This window comes from Thalassotalea profundi (assembly GCF_014653195.1).
GTDB classification, from domain to species: Bacteria; Pseudomonadota; Gammaproteobacteria; order Enterobacterales; family Alteromonadaceae; genus Thalassotalea_B; species Thalassotalea_B profundi.
Genome location: NZ_BNAH01000004.1, coordinates 107,753 through 132,082, shown reverse-complemented (window position 1 = coordinate 132,082; position 24,330 = coordinate 107,753). Strand labels below are relative to the sequence as shown.

The 24,330-nt window shown below is 35.0% G+C and carries 23 protein-coding genes; 6 read left to right on the top strand and 17 right to left on the bottom strand.

Annotated elements, in window-relative coordinates; all coding sequences use genetic code 11:
- The first annotated feature begins 59 nt into the window (after nt 1–59).
- On the top strand, nt 60–1,688 hold the full coding sequence (locus tag IE155_RS06125; protein ID WP_189377335.1) for a M28 family metallopeptidase: 1,629 nt from the start codon (nt 60–62) through the stop codon (nt 1,686–1,688).
- A 55-nt stretch (nt 1,689–1,743) separates the two neighbouring features.
- Here IE155_RS06125 and IE155_RS06120 read toward each other — a convergent pair whose 3' ends face one another.
- Both IE155_RS06120 and IE155_RS06115 read right to left on the bottom strand, forming a co-directional pair.
- Nucleotides 1,744–3,852, bottom strand: coding sequence for a putative bifunctional diguanylate cyclase/phosphodiesterase (locus tag IE155_RS06120; protein WP_229817084.1), 2,109 nt, complete (start codon nt 3,850–3,852; stop codon nt 1,744–1,746).
- Nucleotides 3,853–3,915: 63 nt separating this feature from the next.
- A complete protein-coding gene (locus IE155_RS06115) occupies nt 3,916–5,463 on the bottom strand; it encodes a methyl-accepting chemotaxis protein (RefSeq protein WP_189377333.1) in 1,548 nt (515 codons plus the stop codon).
- Between the two features lie 452 nt (nt 5,464–5,915).
- Here IE155_RS06115 and IE155_RS06110 point away from each other — a divergent pair, with 452 nt between their 5' ends.
- A complete protein-coding gene (locus IE155_RS06110; protein ID WP_189377331.1) occupies nt 5,916–6,854 on the top strand; it encodes an AraC family transcriptional regulator in 939 nt (312 codons plus the stop codon).
- A gap of 32 nt (nt 6,855–6,886) precedes the next feature.
- On the opposite strand, the gene IE155_RS06105 is transcribed toward IE155_RS06110, so the two are convergent.
- From IE155_RS06105 to IE155_RS06095, 3 genes are all read right to left on the bottom strand, one after another.
- Nucleotides 6,887–7,726, bottom strand: coding sequence for an HDOD domain-containing protein (locus IE155_RS06105; protein WP_189377329.1), 840 nt, complete (start codon nt 7,724–7,726; stop codon nt 6,887–6,889).
- Between the two features lie 71 nt (nt 7,727–7,797).
- Nucleotides 7,798–8,748 carry a DUF808 domain-containing protein gene (locus IE155_RS06100; protein WP_189377327.1) on the bottom strand — a complete coding sequence of 317 codons (951 nt, stop codon included), beginning with the start codon at nt 8,746–8,748 and terminating at the stop codon, nt 7,798–7,800.
- A gap of 176 nt (nt 8,749–8,924) precedes the next feature.
- On the bottom strand, nt 8,925–9,596 hold the full coding sequence (locus IE155_RS06095) for a hypothetical protein (protein WP_189377325.1): 672 nt from the start codon (nt 9,594–9,596) through the stop codon (nt 8,925–8,927).
- A 451-nt stretch (nt 9,597–10,047) separates the two neighbouring features.
- Here IE155_RS06095 and IE155_RS06090 point away from each other — a divergent pair, with 451 nt between their 5' ends.
- Complete coding sequence (locus IE155_RS06090; protein WP_189377323.1) at nt 10,048–10,506, top strand: hypothetical protein; 459 nt, start codon at nt 10,048–10,050, stop codon at nt 10,504–10,506.
- A 150-nt stretch (nt 10,507–10,656) separates the two neighbouring features.
- Here IE155_RS06090 and efpL read toward each other — a convergent pair whose 3' ends face one another.
- Both efpL and IE155_RS06080 read right to left on the bottom strand, forming a co-directional pair.
- The gene (gene efpL, locus IE155_RS06085) at nt 10,657–11,229 is read right to left on the bottom strand and encodes an elongation factor P-like protein EfpL (protein ID WP_189377321.1); all 573 of its coding nucleotides are present in this window, start codon (nt 11,227–11,229) and stop codon (nt 10,657–10,659) included.
- A 95-nt stretch (nt 11,230–11,324) separates the two neighbouring features.
- A complete protein-coding gene (locus IE155_RS06080; protein ID WP_189377319.1) occupies nt 11,325–12,242 on the bottom strand; it encodes a M14 family metallopeptidase in 918 nt (305 codons plus the stop codon).
- A gap of 173 nt (nt 12,243–12,415) precedes the next feature.
- Here IE155_RS06080 and IE155_RS06075 point away from each other — a divergent pair, with 173 nt between their 5' ends.
- Nucleotides 12,416–13,318, top strand: coding sequence for a LysR substrate-binding domain-containing protein (locus IE155_RS06075; RefSeq protein ID WP_189377317.1), 903 nt, complete (start codon nt 12,416–12,418; stop codon nt 13,316–13,318).
- 513 nt (nt 13,319–13,831) lie between these two features.
- Here the strand turns inward: IE155_RS06075 and IE155_RS06070 are convergent.
- Complete coding sequence (locus tag IE155_RS06070) at nt 13,832–13,999, bottom strand: hypothetical protein (RefSeq protein ID WP_189377315.1); 168 nt, start codon at nt 13,997–13,999, stop codon at nt 13,832–13,834.
- A gap of 343 nt (nt 14,000–14,342) precedes the next feature.
- Here IE155_RS06070 and IE155_RS06065 point away from each other — a divergent pair, with 343 nt between their 5' ends.
- Complete coding sequence (locus IE155_RS06065; protein ID WP_189377313.1) at nt 14,343–14,834, top strand: VF530 family DNA-binding protein; 492 nt, start codon at nt 14,343–14,345, stop codon at nt 14,832–14,834.
- A gap of 106 nt (nt 14,835–14,940) precedes the next feature.
- Complete coding sequence (trhA, locus tag IE155_RS06060) at nt 14,941–15,579, top strand: PAQR family membrane homeostasis protein TrhA (protein WP_189377311.1); 639 nt, start codon at nt 14,941–14,943, stop codon at nt 15,577–15,579.
- A 40-nt stretch (nt 15,580–15,619) separates the two neighbouring features.
- Here the strand turns inward: trhA and IE155_RS06055 are convergent, their stop codons facing one another.
- The 9 genes from IE155_RS06055 to IE155_RS06015 form a co-directional block, all read right to left on the bottom strand.
- The gene (locus IE155_RS06055) at nt 15,620–16,441 is read right to left on the bottom strand and encodes a hypothetical protein (protein WP_189377309.1); all 822 of its coding nucleotides are present in this window, start codon (nt 16,439–16,441) and stop codon (nt 15,620–15,622) included.
- Nucleotides 16,442–16,646: 205 nt separating this feature from the next.
- Entirely contained in the window at nt 16,647–17,060 is a 414-nt protein-coding gene (locus tag IE155_RS06050; protein WP_189377307.1) for a hypothetical protein, read from the bottom strand.
- 73 nt (nt 17,061–17,133) lie between these two features.
- Nucleotides 17,134–17,466: a PBPRA1643 family SWIM/SEC-C metal-binding motif protein gene (locus IE155_RS06045; protein ID WP_189377305.1), complete on the bottom strand. Its 333-nt coding sequence runs from the start codon at nt 17,464–17,466 to the stop codon at nt 17,134–17,136.
- 49 nt (nt 17,467–17,515) lie between these two features.
- Entirely contained in the window at nt 17,516–17,833 is a 318-nt protein-coding gene (locus tag IE155_RS06040; protein WP_189377303.1) for a DUF2956 domain-containing protein, read from the bottom strand.
- A gap of 39 nt (nt 17,834–17,872) precedes the next feature.
- Nucleotides 17,873–19,231: a molecular chaperone gene (gene yegD / locus IE155_RS06035; RefSeq protein ID WP_189377301.1), complete on the bottom strand. Its 1,359-nt coding sequence runs from the start codon at nt 19,229–19,231 to the stop codon at nt 17,873–17,875.
- Between the two features lie 145 nt (nt 19,232–19,376).
- Nucleotides 19,377–19,628, bottom strand: coding sequence for a DUF2999 family protein (locus IE155_RS06030; RefSeq protein ID WP_189377299.1), 252 nt, complete (start codon nt 19,626–19,628; stop codon nt 19,377–19,379).
- A gap of 79 nt (nt 19,629–19,707) precedes the next feature.
- Entirely contained in the window at nt 19,708–20,913 is a 1,206-nt protein-coding gene (locus tag IE155_RS06025; RefSeq protein WP_189377297.1) for a DEAD/DEAH box helicase, read from the bottom strand.
- A gap of 152 nt (nt 20,914–21,065) precedes the next feature.
- Nucleotides 21,066–22,082, bottom strand: coding sequence for a branched-chain amino acid aminotransferase (locus IE155_RS06020; protein ID WP_308433817.1), 1,017 nt, complete (start codon nt 22,080–22,082; stop codon nt 21,066–21,068).
- Nucleotides 22,083–22,283: 201 nt separating this feature from the next.
- A complete protein-coding gene (locus tag IE155_RS06015; protein WP_229817082.1) occupies nt 22,284–24,185 on the bottom strand; it encodes an SLC13 family permease in 1,902 nt (633 codons plus the stop codon).
- Nucleotides 24,186–24,330 lie beyond the last annotated feature (145 nt).

Here is a 24,330-nt window from a genome sequence, read left to right as displayed (position 1 = left end):
TTAGTTTCACTACAGAATACTTTATAGTAAAAATTCAATTCTTAGGAATAAATATGCCCATGATAAAGTTTAAAACCAGCTGTTTATTATTGAGTCTGGCTCTTGTCGCCTGCTCTGAAAATACAACTCAAACAACCACAGCTAACAATGTTGAAGATAATTTAGAACAAAAAGTTAATTTACAACATATCCATCAAGACATAAAAATTTTAGCTTCTGATAAATTTGCAGGTCGCGGCCCCTTAACAGTAGGGGAAACTTTAACGATCAATTACTTAGCTGATCAGTATAAGAAAATTGGATTGTCTGGCGCTTTCAATGGTGAATATTTACAACCAGTTGAAATGGCTAAATTAACACCAAATCAAGAAATGACATTAACCATTGGAGATCTAAACTTTAATGCTGGCAGTGATTTTACTGCCCGTACTCAGCAAATTCAGCCAATTATCGAGCTCGATAATTCTGATGTGATTTTTGTTGGTTATGGTATCAATGCACCAGAATATCAATGGAACGACTTTGCAGACATTGATGTTAAAGGGAAAACCTTAGTCGTATTAGTTAACGACCCTGGCTTTGCGACCCAAGATAACACGCTTTTTACTGGTAATGCCATGACCTACTATGGTCGTTGGACATATAAATATGAGGAAGCTGCTCGCCAAGGCGCTGCAGCAGTATTTATAGTTCATGAAACAGCCCCAGCTGCTTACCCATGGAGCGTGGTAGAGAGCTCTAATACAGGAAGTAAATACACCTTAATAGATAACAATAAAAATGCCTCACAAATTCCAATTATGGGCTGGATCGATGTGGAAGCAGCAGAAGCAGTTTTTTCACAAGCAGGTTTAGATTATCACCAGTTAAAACAAAAAGCATTACAGCCTGACTTCAAAGCCGTTTCATTAAAAAGTACAGCTAATTTAACGTTAGAAAACCAGTTAACTATGGCTAAATCGCATAATGTGGTTGCTCAATTAACTGGTAGTGAAGCCCCCGATGAATATATTGTGATTAGTGCACACTGGGATCATTTTGGTACGAGTGAAACAGAAACCGGACCTAAAATTTTTAATGGTGCTGTAGATAATGCGTCAGGAACCGCAGCCACTGTTGAAATAGCCCGAATCATGGCGAAAATGCATCAAAGTAAACCTTTTAAACGTTCAATCATTTTTGCTAATTTTACCGCAGAAGAAACAGGTTTAATCGGTTCAGAACAATTTGCAAATGGCGATATTATCCCGACCAAACAAATGGTCGCTTTATTAAATATAGATGGCATGAATGTGTTAGACAGTGTTGACTATATTTTACAATATGGCAAAGGCTTATCTGAGATGGAAGACTACCTTGCTAAAGCTGCTAAAGCTCAAGGACGTAAAGTAAAAATGGATCCACGACCTCAAAACGGTTTGTTTTTCCGCTCTGATCACTTTTCTCTAGCAAAACAAGGCGTACCAAGCTTACTATTTATGAGTTTAGGTGATACCGATCCTGAATATATCACCCATAAATACCATAAAGAAGCAGATGATTATTCTGAAAATTGGTCGCTTGGTGGTGTTGAACAAGATATAGAGTTAATCATTGATATAGCAACACAACTTGCTAACAATGGCGATTGGCCAAAATGGAAGGCTGAGTCAGACTTTAAGAATCGCCGTTTACAAGATCGCCCTTAACATAGATATCGGCGTAAATAGTCACCTACATTAATATACTTTTGTCAGTTGCTATTTACGCCAATAAGTCACTTTTTACATATTCTAAAATTTTCATGTAATCAAACTCGTTAATAAAGCTTTTGAAAAAAAAGTTATTTACTGGTTTCGAAATTAAATAACCTTGAACTAAATCACACTCTAACTCTTTTAATATCTCTAGCTGACTGATTGTTTCAACCCCTTCTGCCACCACTTTATAACCTAATTTATGAGACATAATAATAATTGATTCAACAATAACTCGATTTGATTTACCTTTGTTATCTAGTTGTCCAACAAATGACTTATCTATTTTTATGGTATCTATATCCAATTGTGTTAAGTAATTGAGCGAAGCAAAGCCAGTACCAAAATCATCAATGGCTATCTTTATGCCCTGACTTCTCAAACTAGATAAGGTACTTTTTACTTTTTCAAAATCTTTTATTAAGCAGGTTTCAGTTATCTCTATTTCAATTTGATTTAATGCTAAACCTGACTGATGAATATATTCAATAAAATTACTTTGAAAATTATCATCAAGTAAAACCATTGCCGATACATTTACTGAGGTAATGAAGTCAGAAGGTAAATTCATGTCTGAGATCGATTTGAATGTTTTCGTAAACAAACTAGTAGATAATTGATTAATTCTGTGTTTTTTTTCTGCTATTTCAATAAAAAGATCGGGGGGAACATATTTTCCATTTGAGCGCTGCCAACGAGCCAGTGACTCACATCCAACAAGTTTTCCTGTAGACAAATCTAACTTAGGTTGATAAAAAGATGTGATAACTTGATCATTAATCGCCCGTACTAGCTCTTCTTCTAATTCGTTATTATCTTGAAATTTTCTTCCGAGATGATAATCATAGACCGTATAACTTTTTCCCCCATTTTGCTTAGTATGATACATAGCGATATCAGCATTAGCGATTAATGAACTGACATCCTGCCCATCAGAAGGAAAACAACTGATGCCCGCGCTTAACGTGATAAAAAAATCACTTGAATCAATTGGTATAGCAACTTCAGAAAAAGTAATAATCTTCTTAATTTTTTCCTCTACAACACTTAACGGCTGATCGGTTTGAAAAATAATAAGAAATTCATCGCCACTCATTCGACCTAGTAAATCATCTTCATCGATACAACTATTTATACATTGCATTACTTTTGTGATTATTTGATCACCAAAAGCATGTCCTTTGGAATCGTTTATCATTTTAAAGCTATCAATATCAATAAACGCTAATGCAAACATACTCTCTTTATCTCGCGCCATGAGTATTCTTTCTTCAAGAAGTCTTAGTAATAAGCTACGGTTAGGAAAGCCACTCAAAGAATCAAAATTGGCCTGTCGTTCAATCCGTTTTTCATACTTTAAGCGTTCTGTTGAATCAGAAAATATAGCGATAAAATTTTCGACACTATCTGATTTATTTTTAATTGTGCTTATGTTGAGTGTTTTAGGGTAGTTAATGCCCGACTTTTGTTTATCCCAAATTTGCCCTTTCCAACAACCATGATTATTAATAGACTCCCACATACCTCGGTAAAAACTTTTATCATGAACTCCTGACTTCATAAAACCAGCAAAATTGCCAATCGCTTCTTCTTTTGTATAACCGGTAATATGAGTAAAAGAAGTATTTACATCGATAATAATATTGTCTTGGTCTGTTACCATTATAGCATCCGTTGTTTTTTCAAACACTAATTCTGTAATTTTTAACCGTTTACCCATCTCATAATATGTAGAAATATCTCGCCAAACCACATGAAGAAGTTGCTCATTATTGTATTCAATAACAGTTAATATAACCTCCACAAGAAAGAATTCATTACTTGAACTTTGATGTAACCATTCGAAACTATGTTTGCCATTTTCATAAGCTATTTTCATCATCTCTTCAGCTTTTTTTTCTGACTCCATACCACAAGGCTGAGTAGGCGGTGAAATATCAGAGGGGTGAATTGAACATATATTCTTCACACTATTTAGCCCAAGCATATTCAAAGTTGCTTTGTTACAAGCAATATATTTATTTTCTTTAATCAATAGCATTGCTTCAGCAGTATTTTTAAATAAACTTCTGTACATATTCTCGCTGTAAGGTAAATTTTCCACATTCGACAACACTTTCTACTCCCACATACCTTTCTTTCCAACTACTTTGGCTTTAATAACAAACGCTAAATTCAATCAATTATTAAACTGGATAACCAGACTTTGTTGCTCGGCTAAATTTTCAAGTAAACCATGACTTAATTGAACGGCTTCACGCCCATAGTTTTCACTTTCTGACGACATATCACTAATTGCTACAATATTTTGATTAACTTGTTCTGCCACAACAGATTGCTCTTCAATAGAGCTTGCTATCTGAAGAGTAATGTCACTAATTGCTGACACTTCCTTAGCTATTTGGGTTAATGATGCTCCAGTTTTTCCAACAAGTAGCACACAATGAGAAGAGAGTTGATTACCTTTACTCATAGACTTTATTGAAAAATCAGATTCTTGTTGTAATACCTCTAAAAGCTTACTAATTTGTTCTGTCGATTGTTGGGATCTCATGGCTAAGCTTCTAACTTCATCAGCAACCACTGCAAAACCTTTGCCTTGCTCTCCTGCTCGTGCAGCTTCAATAGCCGCATTCAAGGCAAGTAAATTAGTTTGATCGGCAATACTACTGATTTCATCTAGCACTGTTTCAATAGACTTTATGCCTTCAGTTAGTCGTGTTATTGCTGTATCGACTTCAGTTAATTGAGAAGAAAGTTCATTAATAGAGTTAACCATTTCCGTTACCACTTTTTGTCCTTCACTCGTTATCGTTAAACCTTGCTGAGATGCCTGAGAAGCGTTTGTGACGACTTGGGATATTTCTTGAATGGTTACAGACATTTCATTTATTGCAGTGGCGACTTGGTCTGTTTCATTTTTTTGCTCTTTTAAAATACTTGCTATGTCATTACCACGCGTAGCCGATTTTTCCGCCTTGGCTGTAATCGCAATTGAGTCATCGCTTACCCTCCCTACTACCGCATTTAATTCAGCTTTTCGCATTTTTAATGCAAGTAAAATAGTCCCTATGTCATCGCTATTTCCTGAATATAAATAGCTCATTAATTTATTGTCAAAAATGCCCTTCGACTCAGCAACCACTGCTTTATATTGTTGACGCCATAAGGTATGAACTAGAGTATTGATTAGTAGCATGCAGGATAAAAATAGTAGGAGAAGAGAATTATCGTCTGATAAAAAAAAGCCAATGACTGAAAGTAACGTCGTTATTATTAGTAAATTAGATACCCATAAACTTTTATCTGTATGGTATTTTATAGCGGTAGGGGTTTTATTTTGACGTAATTGAGGATAAATATTATTTGCTCTATTGATAACGTCTCTATCAGGTGATGTTCTTACAGATTGATACTCATAAACTTTACCGTCTTTATCTTTAATCGGAGTAACAAAGGCATTCACCCAATAATAATCACCGTTTTTACATTTGTTTTTTACCGGCCCCATCCATGAATCACCGCGTTGTATATAAGCCCATAAATCGGCAAATGCTGCTTTAGGCATATCTGGATGCCTTACCATGTTATGGGGTTTGCCTAGCATTTCATCTAAAGTAAAGCCTGCAATATTACAAAAATTACTATTAGCATAAGTTATATGACTATTTAAATCGGTTGTAGATAGCAAAATTTCAGATGCTGAAAAAAACTTTTCTGTACTCATTTTTATTCCAAGTATTTATTGTAAAAAGAGTCTAAAAAACAGTCACATTAAAACTAAAACTTCCTCTAATAGCGCTGTGATTTTAGTGTTATTTTTTACTTTACTTTCTGTTTATTATTATTAAATGATCAGAATAATGATCTAAAAAACAAATCAAATATTTCTCATAACATATCAATATTAAATCACTAATTCCTTATAAATTAAGAACAAAAATCCAATATGCGTTTAATTTACCTTATGATTAAAAGATATTTTTCACCTAAATTTTTGAAAGATTTCATATGTACTAACGTAAAAATTTAAAAGCATAAACATTATTAATATTAAGTTACAAAAATAACCTTACTTATAGTGATGTTTTTGTGCGCAAAATGTACACTACATTGAATTGACTTAGGTTAGTTGAATGACATAATCACTCAACTCAAATGGCTAAGCGGAGATAAGCGTTGTTAGATTTACAATATACTTGCCTTGGTGAATACCTAAGTAAATTGAAAAAATTAGATATCTATGCAACGCAAGTTACCTCTGGAAAATTTTTGTGTCAGTATAGAGAATTACAATTACCAAAATTAATTGTTGGCGATCGCTTTATTAGTACGGGACTTCGACTTCATACGATGTTAAAGCAAGATTGTTTTTATATTATATTACCTAACAATAATCATGATGTATCAATTAATGGACACTTAATAGATGCTAATCAACCTATTATTTTTGCTAACAACCAAGAGATGTTATTCAACGTCCCTAAAAATAGTCAAAAATATTATGTAATTATCATCAATTCTGAAGAGTTAGCTGAGTATTACGGAAGAGAAAATGTAGACACTTTAAAAAAAACAATAGAAACACAAGCGATTAAACCTATAAAATTTATTAACCCTAAAAATCATCAACAGCATTTGTGTTTAATAATCGAAAACTTACTTAATCAAAGCCAATTATTAAGTTATCAAGCTGTGTTTGATATTCAAGAAAGGCTAATAGCGTCACTTTGTCAGTTACTCTCCCTGAGTTTTTTAGGTTGCCCTTTATTGAATATAGAAGAAAAAAACAAGCCAAGGCAATTAGCTATAGTTAATAGAGCATTAAAATATATTCACTCCAATAGTACACTCAAAATAACAATCCCAACGCTAGCTAAAGCAAGTTTTTGCTGTATTCGCAGCTTAGAATATAGCTTTATGGAAATATTAAAAATGTCGCCTAAACAGTATATAATCAAGCGAAGGCTACAATTAATTCATCATGATTTAAAAGTAAAAAAGGATAAATCAATTAAAGAAATAATTACTACTTATGGCGTAGTTAATCAAGGTCGCTTCGCACAAGACTATTATCAATTCTTCAACGAATATCCCCATCAAACAAGAGATCGATAGAGCCTAGCCTTTTCTTTAACACCATCTCCTTTTTACTTTTTCAATTTTAATGCCGACATAATTGCTAAACCTTCACCATTACAAAAATCAATGGCTTCATTAATTTCATCCATCGTAATGTCTAAATCATCCATTAAATGCTTACCTAAAAAAGTTTTCTTTGAATACATACCTGGGTGTGAATTAATTAATGCTAAACGTGACGTGATATACAACAATGAACTAGTGGGTGATAGTTCTTGGCTATAAGCTTGATGGTATTCTCTTATTGGTTTAATAATTTTTTCAGGTAGTTGCCATAAACACAAAAGTTCAGCACTTACTTCAGCGAAAGTAAAACCAAATACATCTTGTTGGCGCTGCCACGGGGTTTCGTCACTGTCGTATTGCTCACAATATTGTAGCTTTTTATCTTCACTTTGCATCATGGCTAACGTACCGACATTATGTAGCAACCCAGATAAAAATAAGCCATCGGCTTCAGGAATATTTTTCTTCTTTGCTAGATACTTACATAGTAATGCACAATCAACACTCACTTCCCAAAAGCGATCCATATCAATAATATGTTCATTAACATTGGCAAATGCTTGAGTGACCCCGTAAGTATTAATTAAGTTATTCACTTCTTTAATGCCAAGTACCATTAAAGCGCGTGAGATTGAGTCTATTTCACGAGGAAAATTAAAAAAGGCACTATTGGCTAATTTAAGTAAAGTAGACGATAAAGCAGGGTCTAAAATAATAATGTCTGCTATTTCATCTAAGCTGGTTTTTTCATCGTCGAGTATTTCTTTTAATCGTAAATACACGTCAGGTAAAGCGCAAAGTTGCTCGGCTTTTTTTGCGTAATCAAGTGCTGTTAATGCCATTGTATTTCCTCAACTCTGAAGTCTGTTAATTTTAGGTTTTTAAATAGTATGCGTTAATAAATGCTTTAATTTTATGATGATACTGTAACTTTTAACTTCAACCTTTGTATTAGTGTTATAAGCAACAATACTAAGCCACCGGCAATGATACCGATAATTCCGTCTGCAACGATAGGAAGTATCATGTTAGCCAACTCTCCCACAAATGCGTTTGCTGTTGTAACTATAGTTTCCACTTGATGGTGTAGCCAACTAAAACTATGTGTCAATATGCCGCCCCCTACAAGAAACATGGCGATAGTGCCTACAATGGCTAAAGTTTTCATCAGAAAAGGTGCAAAAATCAATAAACCTCTACCTACGCTGCGTTGTAAAACATTAAAGCGGCCTGTTACCGACTTTCTTAATAGATACAGCCCGACATCGTCTAATTTAACAATGGCCGCAACTAATCCGTAAACACCAACGGTTATCGCAATAGCTAGAGCTGACAAGACTAACACTTGGGTAATAAATGGAGCGGTTTGGACTGTGCCAAGCACAATAACCACTATTTCTGCCGATAAAATAAAGTCAGTACGAATTGCCCCTTTTATTTTATTTTGTTCTAGCGCGACTAAATCGACTTTTTCATCTGCATAGGCTTTCAGTTTTTCTTGATGCGCACTTTCAATGTCTTCATTTGCATGCAAATACTTATGTGAGATCTTTTCAAAACCTTCAAAGCATAAAAACAAACCACCAATAACTAATAACACGGTAATAAGTGCAGGGACAAAGGCACTAATGAGTAATGCAGAAGGGACTAAAATAAGTTTGTTTAAAAAAGACCCCTTGGCTACCGCCCAGACGACAGGTAATTCCCGCTCAGCTTTAACACCTGATACTTGTTCTGCATTTAAGGCTAAATCATCTCCTAAAACACCTGTTGTTTTTTTTGCGGCTACCTTCGATAACACCGCTATATCATCTAATAAGGTTGCAATGTCATCAATTAATGCGAGTAAACTTGTACCAGCCAAAATATCTCTCCGCTCGATTTAGCGTCAATAAAAATATCATAATAAGCTGACAGTTTTTATTACTTTTTTCAAGTAATTATCAAACAACATAAAAGACAAAATTCGAGCAACCTTCCTTAAGAGATAGGACAATGATATGGATATCATCTCTAAATCAAATTACTCATACTCAGTTCTTAAACTTTCTTTTCACCTACTAGCATATTGCCGTCGTCTAAGAAGGTTAAAACAATGTGTTTACCTGGGCGATTATCGTCGAATAGATAACTGTATTTTTCAATAATTCTATTTCTATCTGCTTGGCTTCTTGCCGTAGACATTTCATCTCGAAAGGGTTGCCCTTCCATAATACCAGCATAATGGCTCGCTAAGGCGGCAGTGGTTCGTAGCGCATTTTCAACTTTTGGGTTTTCAGTAAAAGCCTGTTTTAATTGGTCTGAATAAGCATAATCAGCAGGTAAAACAACTTGGCCATGATTATCAAACTCGATAGTGGCTGGTGATGGAATATTATATTGTTCCAATAACTGTTTGAACTCGGCTTGCGAGTACTTTGATAAAGTATCAATATTATGCGCGGTAGGAAGAAGTATCGACACATCACCTAAACTCACATTTTCTGTTCGTGGTCCTGGTGTAAGATATTCATCTAAATTAATATCTTCTTGGTTACCTTTATTAGTATTCATTGAAAAAACAGCATCGGTGCTTGTTTTTTCAGTCCCAGCAACAGCATTCACTGCTTTATAACTGGCAAATACTTCAGAAAACGTATTGTTGCTTTTCGGTTTACTCGATTGTTCTACGTTTTGTGAATAGGCTTGAAAACTGGTATTAGTGACTTCCATTTTACCCTCTCAGTAAATATTAATCTTGGCGATTAAGTGATGAATATCTACAGAAAGCAAAAAGCGCACCATCACAACTCCTCACTAGTAGTGTTTAAAAAGCACCTAAAATCATTAGCTTTCTTAGCTAACTGTAATTAATTAACTGGCAAATCATTGCCGCTATAAAAGACTCTGCGTTACTTCTTGCCGTATTATTAACCAATAAATACCCATTGCTGAAAAGCAAAGGTTAGAAATATCAGCTGTGGACTCTTTGGTATGTTACTTGCTCTTTATCTTCTGTTAACTACTTTTGGCTTCATTACTTACGTAAAAGGTTGCTTGCCAAATTTTTCAAATAAATATTAGGGAAAATAAAATGATTAATTCAATTAGTTAACAAAACTATGCCGTTCAAAAAATCCCCTCATATACCTATGACAATACCAGTAAAGTTGAACAAACTACGGTGAATAACATTAAAGCACCTGAAGTCATAGTTAATAATTCTGATAATAGAAAGAATTTACTCTCGTTTATTGAAAACGCTACTCCAGAAGGACTAACAGCAAGAGTTAACTCTTTAACAGGAAGAATGCCATCATTAATTGGCATTGATATGAGCCGAATTATAAATGCCAATAATAACGAAAGTGGAAATGAATTACTTGGAAGGGTAAAGCGTTTAAGCAGCCAAGTGGCAGAAGAAATGAATAATTATCTGAATCAAGAACAGGAACTAATTCGCCAAGGTCGAACTGAGGGGCAAAGCGACAAGGATATTTTAATGGATATTGTAAAACTAAATGATGAACAATCAGATTCATATAAACTGGCAATGCGTTGGGGAAATAATGGCCTTGGCTCCCCTGAAACTTATCAAAAATTGGTTGAATTAACACCGAGCTATGTCAACTATTATGCTTAAATTTTTCAATAAGTATTGCGAACATTAAACCTTAACTGAAGCAAGTAGCTACCTTTAGTTAAAGCAATAATTTAACCAAAAAAAGGGTCTGTTATTAATAACAGACCCTTTCATAATTTACATCAACAAAGATAAGCTAAACTTACGTGATTATTTATCCGCACGCCCCATGAACTTTCTTTCTTCGGTGTTTACTTTAATTTTATCACCAACAGAAATGTGCTCAGGTACTTGTACTGTTAAACCAGTAGATAAAATTGCAGGTTTAGTACGTGCCGTTGCCGAGCCACCTTTAATCGATGGGTCAGTTTCAACAATCTCTAATTCAACACTTGACGGTAAATCAACACCAACCGGAGTGCCATCAACAATAATGACTTGTAAGCCCTGAGTTTCTTCATTAATAAACAATATTTCTTCTTCAATACTGTCTTTATTAAGGTTGTATGGCGTGTAATCTTCATTATCCATGAATACATACTCTTCGCCATCTATATATGAAAACATCGAAGGTCTACGGCTTAAATCCGCAAAGTTAAGCATTTCATCGGCTTTAAAGGTTTCGTCAATTTTTCCACCGGTTACTACATCGTACATACGCATTCTATATAAACTGCCGCCTGCACGCCCTTGTGGTACTGAACGTTCAATATCTCTAACAATTACGACTTTGCCATTATATTCAATAGCTGCATTTTTCTTTATATCACTTGCTTTTGGCACAATTATTACCTTAAATTTTATTTATATTGCGAAAATAACACGACTTACAATTAATGCAAGATTAACTTATTAGCGAAGATTTTACACTTAATGAATTAGCCTTTATCAAGAACAAAATTAAGTGCGCCAGTAATTGCAGCAACTTGCGCTAAAATACAACTTTCATCATCAGAGTTTGGACTATCTGGATAAACTTCTGTGGTAGTTACATAAGCAGCATCAGTAAACCCCATGCAAAGCCCTAATTCACGAGCGGCATAGTTGATAACTCCCCATTGCTGTAATGGCTCACCTATGAGTTTATTGCTTTCATCTGCGGGGGCAATATGGGTAACTTTTTCTACAGACGAAATTATAGCCTGTTGAAAATCAGCCATAGGTTTTGTTGAATTTCCAACTAAATAAAAACCATCCGGTATGTTCCATATATCATGGCTAACGGCATCACGAGCAGCTAAAGCCGGCCTAAATTCAGAATTATCGGTATCTGTTGTCTCATGTAAATCAACATGCACTTTAATATCAACATTAAGTGATGCGATATATTGCATTATTAATGCAGATTCTTCGGCGGGGCTATCTTGATAAAAAGAGCGATTAGGATCAATAGCTTTAGGGTTCCAACGATTAATCGTTTCATAGCCCCATGGACTAATACATGGCACCACAAGTATATTAAAAAATTGACTATAATGTTGCCCTTGAGTTTCAGCAAATCGAATAGCCCCTTGTACACCACTCGTTTCATAGCCGTGGACACCACCAGTCACTAATATTGTTGCTTTATTAACATCCCAATTTAACGACCTTAATACAAACAATGGGTAACGAGCTTCATCATATGAAAGTGCCCCATATTGAACTATGTCAAAGCATTCTGTTAATGCTTGAATTTTACCAACAACTTCTTCTAAGTAATTACGTTTAATGTGTTGTTGCGACAGCCATTGCTGCTTCTCATTTGTATCCCATTTTTTCCCTGGACGACCTATGGGGTATGCACTTTCTTTCATATCGGCTTATTTTTACTAACATTTAGCGTTATTTTCGCCGCTAAGAAGATAATATTCAAGCCAAATTCACATTTAATATACGGTCACTTTACATAAATTTTATTCACCTATTTATAAAAATAGTTTATGGTGAATATATAATAAAATTAAGCATTACACTGATAAGCAAGATTATGGCAAGACATATTCCTCCATTACATTTATTAGCTATTTTTGAAGCAAGTGCTCGTCACGAAAGTTTTAAACTAGCCAGTGCTGAGTTATTCATAACGCCTTCTGCCGTCAGCCACCAAATTAAGACACTTGAAGCACACATAGGGTTTCCATTATTTATACGTAAAAGCAGAGGCGTAAGTTTAAATTCAGCGGGAAAAATGTATTTTTCGTCTGTACAGCAAGCATTAACAATCATTGATTCTGGTACTAAAAAGGTAAAAAATAAATTTTCATCACCTAGTTTAAAGATCAACACTTTTCCTACCATGGCGAGTAACGTGATTATTCCACAACTCAGTTTATTTCAAAACGCACACCCTGAAATAGACATTAGATTAGCAACCAGTATGAATCTTGTAGATTTACGCGATGAGGAATTTGACTTAGCCATTAGAGTTGGTCATGGTGACGCAATTAACACCATAAATAAAAAACTACTAGATATTAATATTACCGCTGTATGCTCTCCTAAATTTGCTGAGAAATACCAATTGAAACAGGCAAGTCAAATTAATGAGATCCCGTTAATCGACTTATCTTATATGGATGATATGTGGCTAGCATGGGCAAAGGCTGCAGATATAAAAGAAAGGACTTTTAAGCACAACTTAACGTTTGATAATTACGAAGCCACACTACATGCTGCAGAACAAGGTCTGGGTTTAGCTCTCGCAATGATGCCAATTGAAAACTCGCTTATTGAACGCAAAATACTTGTCAATCCATTCAAACAAATCTTTCCTTTTAAGCTGTCTTTATATGCTATTTATCGTGAAGAAGATAAAGACAGACACGACATACAATGTTTTTTACGTTGGTTAATTCAATCTCCTAATATGAAACCATTAGAAAATAATTAACAACCTAAACCCAATAGATGAATATCATTCACCAATAGTGTGAATATAATCCCTTTGAAGATAGCTTTAGCGATGATTAATATATCGATATTAAAAGCGTCTTATAAATTTTAGGGAAGAAACATGTTATCTCGAACTATAATGATATTTTATCGGATAGTAGCCATCACTATTTTACTAACCCCCATTGTATTAAACGTAATCCACCATGGTGAGATCGTTTATTCCTTAGTTTATTTGCCTTTATTATTATTAGCTTTAGTATTATTTTTCATCTGGTTAGATAGAAATATTAAAAAAGGACTAACTTGCTTATTCTTAAATAAAAAAAGTGCGAGAGTAAAACTGTTGAATGTCGAAGCAATAATCAATAATAATGTTCGGAAGCTGGTAAATAAGAAAATGTGTAAATGCTAAGATCTGTTAGTTTTTCAAGGTAAAATGAACTGTAAGTTAAAAATAAAATGCCAGTAACTGAAGTTAACTGGCATCGGTACAATTAAAATTAACGTATTAGCTTTGATATAACCAAGCCAAGAACTGCTTAGATTCATTTACATTAGTAAATTTCACTCGCATTGAGCCTGATTGGTCTCTAACAACCACATTTTGTTTGTTTACAGAAATTGAACGCACTGGGCGTACTATGTGGATCTGTGTTCCACCATATATATAAGACATAAAAACTCACATTTAACTAGCCAATTGGCTTTTACAGAGCTTTATTAATTAATTCACTAAGATCAAAATTTAATTGATTAAAAATTGTATAAATAAAGCTGACAAATTTTAGTGATGACTGACTGGATCAAGGAAAGGCAATACACAATGCTATCGCGATGGATAGTTGCTCATCATACTGAGAGGAGAAATAACAAGCAACGTGTATTATAGTGGTTATAAAACATTAAGCAAGTAAAATGATTTATTATAAGGCGGTTTTAAATTACCTAGCCATCAACAGCACCTGAACAATTAAAATAGTATATAATTGCTAATTATCAGCATTAACAGTTAAGCCTTTATGAGTACTATTGACGAACAATTAAATAACCCTTTGCATGGTCTAAAATTAGAGACTCTTTTAACTGAGCTAGTTGATCATTATGGTTTTGAAATTTTAGCGGAATATACCAATATTAATTGTTTTAAAAACAGAGCGAGTATCGCCACTAGTCTAAAATTTCTCAAAAAAACGGAATGGGCACGTGAAAAAATGGAGCGTTTTTATTTATATACTTATAAAAACTTACCTAAGGCTGATGATACTCAATACGAAATAACACCTCGTAAACGAGTTATTCCTTTACATCAAAAGCCGAGAGAACCTATAGTACTGATTCTTGGCGAAGCGCCTACGCCAAAAGAGCGAACTAATTTTCGCTCTAATAATCAACATTCGAAAACTAACCATTCAAGTGCTAGGAACGATAGAAAGTCTTCAGATTTTAAAAAGAATGAACGTAACAAATCAACCTCAGTTCCCGCAAACCCATACGAGAATGCACCTAAATAAAATGCACAATTTATTCTGTCTAACACATTAGCTTTATTGTCTAAGACTTGTCTGTTATTATTTAAGCTTACACGTGTACACTAAACTTTCTAAGCTGTAACTCACAATGACAAGTCAAACCTCACAATACTCACCCGCTGAAGAACGTGCTAATGCCATAAGCCATGGCCTTGGAGCTCTTCTCAGTGTGCTTGCCTTAATATTATTGGTTAATGTGGCAATTGTTGATGATGATTGGATAAAAACAACAAGCTTTGCTGTTTATGGAAGTAGCTTAATATTACTATTCCTTGCATCAACCCTGTATCACGGCTTTAAAAGCGAACATGCGAAACGAATTTTTAAACTAGTTGACCATTGTGCCATTTATGTTCTTATCGCTGGCACCTACACACCGCTTACTCTTATCACCCTTAAAGGCGACATCGGCTTAAGAATGTTTGCTTTAGTGTGGGGTATTGCCATTGCAGGTATTTTATTTAAATTAAAGTATGGCGCTAAATATAAAATTTTATCCGTATCAATCTATTTAGGTATGGGATTTATTTCACTTATCGTGATCAGTGACTTATATCAACTGCTTGCATTGGGCGGCTTGATTTTATTAGCAGCTGGCGGCGGCTTTTATACGTTTGGGGTCTATTTTTATCTCAATCATAAAATACCTTTTAATCATGCAATCTGGCATTTGTTTGTATTAGCGGGTGCTGCCTGTCATTTTTTTATGATTTGGTTTTATGTATAAAAAGACATCTTGGTACGCTAAATTAAAATCTATACATTGCTTACTTTAATAACATTTCTTTTGACATACTATCAGCCCAATAGACTATTGCCGCTCCCATAGCTTTATACATAAGACTAATTTCTTTTTGTCCTAATTCTTGTTGATAGAACTCGCTATATTTCTGGAAATCTTTATCATTTATATTTCGATAAATAAAATAAGACACCATGATCATTTGCTGTTCAAGTGCAGGTTTAAGCATAGATTCCATATCCTGAAGTTGCTTTTTAATTTTACTTACCGATTCCATATTCCCCTTTTCATTAGCATCAATAACGAGCCCTTTTGTAAGACCCTCGGCAACGCTCATGACCAGTGTTATCGAATGCTCAACAACTCGTGTTGTTTCAATAAATTGATTAATAGCAGTAACACGCGTCGCAGAAGGCGGGTTTCTTTCAAGCTCTACTAAATAATTCATTATTTCTTGATTAAAATTGGGCTCAGACGCTTGAGCTTCAGCTTGTTTTACCTTTCGAGCAAGATCAGTATTTAACCATATCAAAATAGGTTTCATTTGCTCTGTACTAATATTTTGTTTCACATAATCAAATACTTGTTTTTCAATTTCATCTTGTTGCCAATGAGAAATGATTCTATTCATTATTTTTTGACTTGCTTCTGTATCTTTACCTGTTACCTGCATAAGTTGCCCCATAGATTCTATTTGAGCAGGAATATTTGCTAATGCTTTTTCTGCACCAGATAAAGTCAAATAACGGTATATATCTTTGTCGCTAACGGTATTAGCGAGGGAGGAGTCACTAATGAAAATAAGGAGAAATGCAAAAAAACTTAATACTTTTACTTGTTTATTCATCGTTAAATCCTTTAACTAATAATAAGAGAGCAAGCGAAATTTAGAGATAATAAGAAACAAGAAAGGAATTCAACCGATACATTTCCTTATATATCGGTATTGATTGTATTAGAATTAATCAATTCAAACAAGTTATTATACAACCAGTTAGTAAAACAGCTTAACTAATTGTAAATCATAGGTTTTTATTAGAAAATAATAATGTTTATTTTTGACTATTTGCAAATTCTATAATGTCGTTTTTTAAATCTTCATTACTCACTTGTTCAACTAACTCAAGTGACATTTGGCTGTAAGATTTGGCTTTTTCTACATCTTCCATTTCTTGATAACGCATAGCCATCGATAAATAAATTGAGGCGATTGAGTTGTTAAGTGCCAAACGTTGTGCGCAATCTAAGCCTTTTTGATAAATATCTATTGCCTGTTCACTATCCAGAGTAAAGTCGGCTAAGGCTTCCCATTGTAGCGGATGATCTTTCGGTGTGTTTTCATTGTTTGCACACAATTTAATAAGTGCTTTGTAATTTAATTCACGCGCATTATCATTTTCGTTTGCAGATGCATTAGCAATATTTTGAGATAAGCTAATAATGTCGTCAAATAAAGGTGCTTTCATTCTAGGTTTCCTAAAGTTGTCAAAGTCATTGTCAGCTTATTTTAACTGACGATTACTACGGTTGTTTTATGCGTTAACCACAGCATTTTTTATATTTGTTACCACTACCACATGAGCAAGGCGCATTTCGCTCTGGTACTTTTTCAAAACGTTGGGTTTTAGGTAGGTTCAACACAAAGTCTAATGCTTCAATATTTTCATCCTGCTCAGAATCAACGTTAATAATAGCAACTAATTCATTTTCTGTGATTATTTGTTCAACCGCTAATTTACGTTCTTCAGTTGCCACAACTAACGAAAGTGGATTGGCTTTAGAGCCTAATTTCACGTTATTTTTAGGCTGGTAACCACTTTTTCCGTACTTTCCCATCACATCGGGTGTACCTCTATAAAAGAACTTTGACATTAAATTTCCTAAATTAGTTAACTGGTAGCGTTGTTTTATCTGTTTATAGTTAAACCAAATTGATATAAATAATAAAACCTAGCCAACTGAACACAAGTAGTCCCCAAGGCAACAAGTTAACAACGTTATTTACGGATTTGGGTTGAGAAAGCTCAGGTTTTAGTTCTTGCTGAGTTTTCATTGTTTTTTTACGCTGCTTATCCCTTTCGCGAGATTTTTTACTTTGTTGCTTTTTATACTCAGCAATTCCCTTTTCAATACCTTGAGCGATTAACTTAGTTTGATCTTTTGTTTGTCCTTTTTTCTGAATGCCTTTGGCAACTTTAATCGCTTGCTCTTTAGTTTCATCTGATACTTTATTACTCATTTGTTTCCCTAAAGCGGTAGTAGATAAACAACAATCATATTATGCAAAAATTCGCTTCGCCCAACGTGCCAAACCTACTGTTACACTACCGAAATGATCTCCTATCACCACTGGCGTATTAGGCATCTGTGCTGATAAAAATTGATTTAGTACGGGTGATTTTGCCGTACCGCCGGTAACAAAAATCACATCGGGCTTACATCCTGCCTGATTAACCGCTTCTTCCATCATATTAGCAATTTGAGTAAGTTGACTAGTACTTGCTTCAAGCATAAGCGATCGTGAAATATCCACTTGTAAATTATCAGCAATATCGAATAACGCTATTGGCTGAACATCACTTTTCGTTAGCCCTATTTTAGCTTGTTCTGCGCCATTAACTAGACGATAGCTTAATTTATGATCATGTACTTTAATTAAACGTGCAAAGGTATCAGGATCAGCAGCATCTCGCTGTAGTTGCTCTAAGTAACGTCGATTGCTGGGGCGATAAAACTCAGTTTGCTCATTAACATTGTTAATTGCAACTGCTTGATTAAAGCTATTTACAGGCATCGGCTTCCCCGTTTTAAGCAAATCATTCATTCCTAGGCTTGGCATTATACCTTTGAGTGCCAATTGAATATCAAAATCATTTCCACCAACCCTTATACCACTATGCGCAAGCAGCTGCTTATTTCGATCAATGCTATTAATAAATTCAGGACCCATTAGCAACATTGAACAATCGGTAGTTCCCCCACCAATATCAACCACTAATACTTTTTGTGTTTTAGTTAAGCTTGCTTCATATTCAAAACCAGCAGCCACCGGTTCATATTGAAATTCAACTGACTTAAAACCAACACGTTTAGCGGCATTAGTCAGTACTCCAATCGCTTGGCGGTTACTTTCTTCACCCTTTAAGCCTTGAAAGTTTATGGGGCGTCCGATCACAGTTTTAGTGATATCAGTTTGTTGATTTTGTTCTGCTAAGTTTTTGATATTACTCATCATAGCGGCAACAATATCTTCAAATAAGTTAATTTGTACTGGTAATAAACCGCTAGCCCCTAAAAAAGATTTAGGTGATTTAATATAGTAACCTTCATCAGGCTCTTCTAAATATTGTTGTAAGGCTAATTTTCCAAAAGACAGTTCAGGTGAAATTCCATCTAAATTAAGCTCACGAGCAACACTTTGTCCTTTTTGTAAGACTAAAGAACGCTGTTGTTTGAAAGTAACTTTCTCGGTTTCAGGTAGTTGTTGATATAACCAATGTGAAATGATATCTCTGCTTGGCGAATATAAAGTTGAAGGAATAAAACGACCATGTTCACCTAAAGTAACTATTTCAGGTTGCTCATTTTTCATTACACCCACGGCACAATTTGATGTGCCGTAATCAAAACCTATCATGTTAATTTAGAACCATTAAGCTAAGTGAAAGCCGCGTAGGATACTGATGATAGCAACATAGTGCAAGGCACTAAGGAAACTATAATTGATTAGTGTATATCAAAAAATTTCTTGTAGGGCGATTAGCATTCGCCCCAAAAAGAATTTAAGGTTGTAAGGTTTTTTTCGCTTGCTCTACTTTACTAAAATCCAAACCTAGTTCATCAACCGCTTCTTTAATTAAATCAGGGTTTTGCATCAACAACATCATAAGCGCTTGTAGTTTATCTTGAGGTATACCTAATTGCTGAACAGTGTTCATCGCCATAATAGGGTTTTCAGTTAATGCTTCAAATACTTCTTTAATTTGTTTGTCATTAACATTTTGTTCTTTTAATAATGCAATTATTGGGTTCATTAATACACCTTAAATCTAATTGGAAATAAAATAATGCCAGAATTATATACTGATTAACTATGATTTATATAACAGAATATTAGTTACTGCGTTGATGTTTAGGTACATAATTTAAAATAGAAACAGGCACCGTTTTTTTAACAGGAAATTCATCGAATGCTTTACGTTCTATAATATGACCTAAACGGCTTTCAATAGCACATAAGTTTCTAAAATTATCTTTTGCCACGAAAGAAATTGCTTCACCACTAGCACCAGCACGACCTGTCCGGCCTATGCGATGAATGTAGTCATCAGGTTGATCAGGTAAGTCATAATTTACAACACGACTTAAATCATTAATATCGATACCACGCGCGGCAATTGCAGTTGCTACGAGAAACTTTACTTTACCTGCTTTAAATTGTGTCAATATTTGCTCACGCACCGCTTGTGTTCTGCCACTATGAATTGACTCAGCATGAATGCCGCGTTTTTCTAGTTGTGAGACTAACTTCGCCGCTCCATGTTTAGTTTCGATAAAAATTAAGGCTTGTTGCCATTGCCGTTCTTTTATCAGATAACTTAATAAAGCTGATTTATTACCTTTATCGACGGTTACTAACCATTGATCAATTTTTGCACTCGTCGCTTTATCAGGCTTAATAGCAAGCTCTATGGCATCATTATGAATAGCCCTTCTGGCTAACGCACGCACATCATCAGAAATAGTGGCTGAAAAGAGTAAATTTTGACGTTGTACAGGTAAACGCTCAATAATTTTATTAATATCGTCAATAAAGCCCATATCCAGCATTCTATCGGCTTCATCCAATACGAATACTTCAAGTTCATCAAAATGTAAGGCGCGTTGATGGGCTAAATCGAGTAATCTGCCTGGCGTTGCAACAACAATATCGACACCCCATATTAAGCGTTGTTTTTGCTCATCTGAATCAACACCACCGTATATCGCCATTGAAGATAACTCTACGTATTTTCCGTATGCCGAAATACTAGCTTCAACTTGTACCGCTAACTCACGCGTTGGCGCTAATATTAAAGCACGTATACGCTTGCCACGTAATTTACGTTCTTTACCCGTTTGATATGCACTTAATTTTTGTAATATAGGCAAAGCAAAACTAGCAGTTTTTCCTGTGCCTGTTTGTGCGGCCGCTATAACATCTTGGCCAGATAAAATACTCGGTATCGCTTTTTCCTGAATAGCCGTTGGCTGGGTGTAGCCTAATTCGGTGATAGCTTTTAATAAGGGATCACACAATGTAAACATTGAAAATGACATTTAGACTAAACCTCAAAAATTTGAAGAAATAAGAATTAAATCAGCTATATAGTATAGCAGTCAGTAGGAAAGTTATTGAACTTTATTAAAAGTATGCGCCTACCATTTAATCTAAAGTAGGCGCTAACTAATGGTAATACTTAGAAGTGGATTTAAACGTCTACTTTAGTTAACCAGCCGTGCGTGTCAGCCGCTTTACCCCATTGAATATCATTCAATGCTTGTCGCAAACGCATGGTTGTTGGTCCGGCTTCACCGTTACCCACTTTGTATTCTTTATCGTTATGAATAAAAGTACCCACAGGTGTTAATACTGCTGCAGTACCTGAAAGTGCCGCTTCAGTGCCAGGCTTTGCTGAACGTTCAAGTAGCTCATCTACTGTGAAGTTTCTTTCTGTAACTGTCATACCTAAATCTTTAGCTATAGTTAAAATACTATGACGAGTTACACCATGCAAAAATGTACTATCAAGCGCTTTAGTAATAATTTCATTACCATCAATCAAAATAAAATTTGCTGCTCCTGTTTCTTGTACATCTCCACCAGGACAAAATAAAATTTGATCGGCTTGATATTTTTCACGAGCTGCTGAAATTGGTGCTAAAGCACTAGCATAATTACCACCACTTTTCACCATGCCCATATGCGGAGCACAACGCATACCATTTTCTTCTAACAATATACGTAATGCGGTTGAACCGCCGGCAAAGTAGTCTCCTACAGGTGAAAGTAAGACATAAAGTAATGAGCTCAATGATGGAACAGCCGCTTTACCAATGGCTGCTTCAGTGCCAATATGCGTTGGGCGAATGTACATGGAACCAGGGGGTAATGGAGTTTCATCAGCAAACTGACGAACAATATCAATTATCATGCCTTTAAGCATCGCATCATCAAACGCTGGTAAGCTTAATAAAGCTGAGCTTTGTTTCATTCGAGCAATATTGGCATCCATACGAAAAAGATAGATAGAGCCGTCTTCATGACGAAACGCTTTTAACCCTTCAAAACACGTGCTTGAGTAATGAAGTACATGTGCCCCAGGGTGTAATTCAATTTTATCCGAAGGTACAACGCTAGTTTCACTCCAAGCATTGTCAGAAAAGCGCGCTTGAATCATCTGCGGCATAAAAACAGTACCAAATGCTGCCATTTTAATCTCTTTAATGTTATTACTTTGCCGCTATTATATGACAATTAAGTAGTATTTAACCATAACTAAAATAAGGCTTTATAGTTAAAAACTATAAAAAATATATAACTTCTATAAAAGTGCAAGATTTAGTCAGTAAATATCCCTATTTTTGATAAATTATCGCAAAAATGTATGTCTAAAAATACTTAAAGCAACATTTTTCAATGCCTCAGATTATAAATACAACCAACTTAATAAAAATGATAATGTCACCCACATCAACAATATCAAAGGCAAACCTACTTTTATAAAATCTGAAAACTGATATCCCCCCGCATTCATCACTAATATGTTGGTTTTATATGCCATTGGTGTCGCATAGCTTAAGTTTGCACCAAATAGTACCGCTAAAATAAAGGGTTCAACGGGGACATTTAATTGACTTGCCACTGAAATTGCAATCGGCGTTCCAATAACTGCCGCAGCATTATTCGAAACAATGTTAGTTAATACCGCTAACATTAGCATTAATGCTGATAATATTCCTGCAGGGGGTAAATCAAAAGCGAGCGCAACAAATAATTGAGCTATGTATTCAGCACCTCCAGTTTGCATCATAGCGGAACCTAGAGCTAATGATGCGACTACGATTAAGACTACTTGAGAACTTAAAGCTGAAGATACTTCGCTCCAATCTATGCACTTAGTGGCTAATAAAATTAAAACACCACACATAGAACTAATCGCTATCGGTAATAAGCCTACGGCTGCGGAAGCAATCACTAAGAACAAAGTTAGTAAAGCTAAGGGTGCTTTTTTTGATTGGGGCAGATCAGACGCTCCATCTATAATTAAGAATCCTCTACTCTCCTTTAACTCTGTAATTTGTTCACCGTCACCTTGAACTAATAGCACATCACCGGTAAGAATTGGAATATGCCCTATGCTTCTTCTACCTATATCCATTGCTTTACCATCACGATGCAATGCAATTACGGAAATGCCATAACGTCGAGCAAATTGTACTTGTTTTAGGGTTTTGCCCACGAGTCCTGATGCTTGTATAACGACGATTTCTGCAAGCATTTGTTTTTCAGCATTTAAAGGATTATCGTCATCAACTTTCTGACTACCGGAAAAAAGCGTTGCTTGTAAAACCGATTCAAATTCTTTTAATTGATCTGGGTAATCTTTAACATGGATACGATCGCCTTCTTTAATTATCGTATCAGGTAGAGCAACTATATTACGGTAATCAGGGCTACGTTGAATGGACTCAATATTCATCTGATCATCTGTGAGTTTTAAAATTTCAGACACCTTCTTTCCGTTAGCGACACTATCTTCATTAATATTCAAATAGGCGCTAAATAATCTCGGTGAAGTATCTGGTAATGAAGGAGATCTTTTCGGTAATAGTTTAGGAGCTACTATCCATAAGTAAGCAATAGCAATAACCCCAGCAATAACAGCGGGTAAACTAAAATCGAACATTCCCATTCTCGGAAGTCCCATATCGCTGGCAACACTGACTACAAGTAAGTTAGTAGATGTACCGATAGTCGTCGTCATTCCCCCCACCAAAGTAGCCAGCCCCATAGGTAATAACATCGGAGAGGTATCAGTATTAGTTCGCAAAGCCACATTGGTTAAAATGGGTAAAAGCAATACAACAATTGGCGTATTGTTAACAAACGCGCTTAAAGTAGCGGCAATAATCAAAGTAATTAATAACGACAACGTAGGACTTATTTTCCAAAGTTTAGCTAAACTACGCCCTACAGGCACTAAGGCCCCAGTTCTAACTAATGCATGTCCAATAATCATTAGAGCACATACGGTAACTAATGCCTCATGACCAAAACCAAAAAATAACGATGCAGGCTCTAAATGGTTACCGTTTATTTCAAAAGGAAAAACAGTAAACACTAAACACAAAACAACAAGTACAGCTAATGAAGATGTTTCTAGTGGAATGTCATCACGTCGAAAAAAATATAGCGCAACAACAGTGATGAGTAACATTATAAGCGCATGATTATTAGGGATATCTGGTATATTCAAACTGTAAACTCTATTTTTATTATTGAGATTTTGATAAAGCGACTTGATCGCTAAATCATAATTATTATGCATAAAGTTAGCACTTGTTTTTTTAAATAGCGATTTAAGTTTTTACTTTTTTTATTTTTAATAATGGTATTAATTGGATTAAGATCAGGTGTGAATATGTAGCAAGTAGCTAAAAGATGTGTAAGTTATTGCTTTAAAGAGATTGGGT